Annotated in this window: 7 protein-coding genes and 1 riboswitch; of the genes, 5 read left to right on the top strand and 2 right to left on the bottom strand. The window is 38.7% G+C overall.

Annotated elements, in window-relative coordinates:
* The first annotated feature begins 96 nt into the window (after nucleotides 1-96).
* The 5 genes from ACGLXV_RS24160 to ACGLXV_RS24140 all read left to right on the top strand — a co-directional run bounded on the left by ACGLXV_RS24160 (nucleotide 97) and on the right by ACGLXV_RS24140 (nucleotide 1,580).
* Complete coding sequence (locus ACGLXV_RS24160; protein ID WP_391560634.1) at nucleotides 97-264, top strand: DUF6011 domain-containing protein; 168 nt, start codon at nucleotides 97-99, stop codon at nucleotides 262-264.
* Nucleotides 233-535, top strand: a complete 303-nt coding sequence (locus ACGLXV_RS24155; RefSeq protein WP_391560633.1) for a hypothetical protein — start codon at nucleotides 233-235, stop codon at nucleotides 533-535. Before ACGLXV_RS24160 ends, ACGLXV_RS24155 begins: the two co-directional genes overlap by 32 nt.
* Nucleotides 532-693 carry a hypothetical protein gene (locus ACGLXV_RS24150; RefSeq protein WP_391560632.1) on the top strand — a complete coding sequence of 54 codons (162 nt, stop codon included), beginning with the start codon at nucleotides 532-534 and terminating at the stop codon, nucleotides 691-693. The genes ACGLXV_RS24155 and ACGLXV_RS24150 overlap by 4 nt, the downstream gene beginning before the upstream one ends.
* A gap of 74 nt (nucleotides 694-767) precedes the next feature.
* Nucleotides 768-977, top strand: coding sequence for a hypothetical protein (locus ACGLXV_RS24145; protein ID WP_391560631.1), 210 nt, complete (start codon nucleotides 768-770; stop codon nucleotides 975-977).
* Between the two features lie 78 nt (nucleotides 978-1,055).
* Complete coding sequence (locus tag ACGLXV_RS24140; protein ID WP_391560630.1) at nucleotides 1,056-1,580, top strand: hypothetical protein; 525 nt, start codon at nucleotides 1,056-1,058, stop codon at nucleotides 1,578-1,580.
* A 413-nt stretch (nucleotides 1,581-1,993) separates the two neighbouring features.
* On the opposite strand, the gene ACGLXV_RS24135 is transcribed toward ACGLXV_RS24140, so the two are convergent.
* Both ACGLXV_RS24135 and ACGLXV_RS24130 read right to left on the bottom strand, forming a co-directional pair.
* Entirely contained in the window at nucleotides 1,994-2,233 is a 240-nt protein-coding gene (locus ACGLXV_RS24135; protein ID WP_391560635.1) for a phospholipase A2 family protein, read from the bottom strand.
* 464 nt (nucleotides 2,234-2,697) lie between these two features.
* Nucleotides 2,698-3,006 carry a hypothetical protein gene (locus ACGLXV_RS24130; RefSeq protein WP_391560629.1) on the bottom strand — a complete coding sequence of 103 codons (309 nt, stop codon included), beginning with the start codon at nucleotides 3,004-3,006 and terminating at the stop codon, nucleotides 2,698-2,700.
* A 99-nt stretch (nucleotides 3,007-3,105) separates the two neighbouring features.
* A riboswitch (cyclic di-GMP riboswitch) is annotated at nucleotides 3,106-3,191 on the bottom strand.
* Nucleotides 3,192-3,325 lie beyond the last annotated feature (134 nt).

The raw sequence follows: 3,325 nt of genomic DNA, 5'->3' as shown, positions 1-3,325 counted from the left end.
CCTGCAGAATGGCGTAACCGAATAAAGAAGGAACGATCTATCTAGATGATCGTGTCCAATAACAATAACGAACTGGGCGGATGGGGAGGAAACAGCATGAAACAGGATCATCCAATTTGTGGGATGTGTCACCGGGTTTTGAAGTCACTGAAGAGTAGACGGTTTGGATATGGACCCGTTTGTAAGAAGAAATATGAACATGAACAGTTATTAAAAGAGAAGGAGGGTTTGCATGATTCTTCCCGGTCGGTTATGCAAGCTTGATCATCCAGGATGCGGATCCTACAACGGTGAGCTAGTGGTATTTATTGCGAAGCAGCCATTCACTGGATCCTACATGTTCAAGACCTTCGACAATACGTTGGTTACTCTTCCTAACCAAAATCAGTTTATTGTTCTTCCGACGATGGACGAGTTTAAGGACTTGATAGATTTATCCCTATCACTAGGTGATAGAGAATGGTTCGAGGAACTGGTGCAAGCCATGAAATTGATCAAGGGCTATGAAGTCGCGAAAGGAATGGTCAGGCAATGAACCAAATCAAGTGGCAGCGTTCGGTGATCAGGGATGAAATGTACGAGTCGATGAGTGAGGTTACGCTACTTCGAAAATCTGAACAAGGGGATTGTAGCGCAGAGGCAGAGTTACAAAGGCGAAGGCGGATGGAATGGGCTACGATACCAGCGAAGTAAAAATAAATCCCCCTGGCATTACGCCAGAAGGACCCTCAACAAGTCCATTTTAACACAGCCAGGGGGATATGCAAATGAGTGTACAAGTGGGAATCAAGGAAATCAATGTCAATGCGGAAACGATGATAGCTCAAGTGGATGCAGCTGATAAAGATAAAATGATCCTTGTCATCGATGGACGCGTGCAAGAAGTGGATCTTCCCTATTACGGTGATGTAATTATCAAGATCCAAGATGGAAAGATCATGTGTGCGGATCATCATATAAAAACAAAAATGAGATAAGTGGTGGTATTGCCGTCCCGTATGGGGGAGCTTACCGCATTCATAGAATCAATTTTTGGATGAAAGAGAGGTAGTTGGATGTTTCACGACGTATCTCCAAACTTTACTTACAACAAAATTGATGCAGAGATAGGAACCAACCTATTGAAATACGAAGCAACACCGAATGCAGTCATTTACTTTTCAGAACAATGCCGGCACCTTACTAACTACGCCTATTGGTTTTATCTAAGCACGATTTGGGTAAGTTACAGCGGTCATTCAGATCTTCAACTCTGGAAAAAGCTATTCAGAGCGAGCCGTCCAAAACGAGCAAATTCAATCATGAAACCTAGCGAGCTAGAAGTATTTAAAAAGTTGCCGAAATATATCATGGCTTATCGGGCTCAGCGACCAGGCGAAACAGACTGGATTAGTTACACGCTTGATCTTCATATAGCTGCACGTTTCGCCAGGGAGAGAGGAGTGAATGAGGTAGTTGAATACCAATTACGGAAGACAGACGTTATCGCCTTATTTTTACGACGGGGTGAACAGGAATTGTTAATGCTAGATCCGATCAAGGCAAAAAGGATTGGAAGTGTAGATGTGATCGTTCAATAAAATAGATGATTTGTCACGTTTTGAGGAGTACGGCCGCATTAGAAAAATTGAGGGGAGAAAAACCAATGCAGGAAGTAGAGTATGACCGCTGGGGTCGGATGAAATGAAATATCATCCCAATTACCATCCAAATTAAGGAAAGCCATACTCTGTTAGGGAGCTGGCATACCTTTGTAGACACTATATTCCTGGACAAGTCAAAACACTGGCTCTTGATCTAGGGAGGACAGAACATTCCATCCGACAGCGGGTAAATGAATTGAGGAAAAAGGGTTTATTCGATCAGTATAAAACGAAGGATATTTAACAAAACTTGTCATTTTCTAGGGGGTGAGGTAACAAATTGAAGTAATTTGGATTAACCCGATAGCGGCTGAGCAGGTTAGCATGAGGGATTTGTTTTCTTTATAAAATTAACCTTTGTTACTAGGAAAATTAGAAAAGAATTTATATATCATAGCAGCAGTTATTCCTTCTTGTGTATAGAGATTAATCAAGGGTCTTAAACACTGTAAAAGGGCCTTGTCACACCTGCAAGAGGAATAACCACGTCTTTTGTAACATAGATCATGTTGTTTACAGCAACTATCAACTTTATTTACAGGTTTCTCTGGACCACTACAAAAAGGGCCACACCAATTGTATCCAGGAATACATGTCTAGTATTGATTGATAAGTTTTGAGCGCATAACCATCCTCTACTTTACTAATTTTTATTAACTTATGTATGAATAGCGAGGAATGCATTGGTTGTATGTACTATTTAATTATTTGGACAAAAAAATAACCTACATATGAAGTAGGTAAGAGGAGAAGAAAAATACTAACAAGGTTATGTTGTAATTAATACTACCAATAAAATGTGATCAAATTATTATCAAACTATTAAGAAAAATATTAACCAAAATCAAAGTTTGTTTGGCTTGGAGGTTAATTCATGGAACAAGTGTTGAGAGGACGAGAAAGAGCTCTGCTGTTTGAAGTTCAAAATCGTCATGATAATTGAGCGTGGGGAAAATTAATTGTGCTTTTGCCCAAAGTACTTGAAGGAATGGTCTGAAAGATATTAACAAATCCAAAATCTTTTAAGGATAACAAAATAAGCTGATCACATCGATCAGCCATTCAAATTTGAAGGTAAAAACCTTCCTTTTAATATTGAGGTTGTTAATTCACAGATTTTGAGGTTAAACGTTACTCCAGGAACGGTTAGGACAAAACGTTTCTTCTTAGCATCGTATATCATCAGATATTCCCCTTGAACTCTATAGGCAACTATATCTCTTTGGTTATTTTCTGATTCTCTTTTAATTTCATAGAGAATATAAAATATTTCACCCCAAACAGGTAAAGAAGGATTTTTTCCTGAAAGATGAACATAGTGTAAAAGTTGCTGTTCTATAGAGTATATTTCGTTAATTTGCATTTCCACATCCACCTAAGAGTTTTAATAGTGGTAAGTAACTGTGCTGGAGGAAGGATGTCATTGTAATGATAGTTGTAAAAAGGAATTACCTAATCTTACATTGGCAACCCAGCCGTCGTAGCATTCCTACCTTAGACCTGTTGGCTTTGCGTCCTTATCTTTCGATAAGTTTGCCTTTTTCAATTGAGATAATTTTAAATACAAGTATAAACGGGGAAAACATTTTAGTCACTTAGAAAATCGAACATAAGTAAATTTTAGGTTTCTTATGAGAGGAGAGGGAATTAGATGGAACTAGTCTATATCGAAAATGATAGAG

This window comes from Robertmurraya sp. (genome assembly GCF_036676585.1).
Taxonomy (GTDB): domain Bacteria; phylum Bacillota; class Bacilli; order Bacillales; family Cytobacillaceae; genus Robertmurraya_A.
The sequence above is the reverse complement of the archived record's forward strand: the minus strand, read 5'-3'. Positions and strand labels throughout refer to the sequence as shown.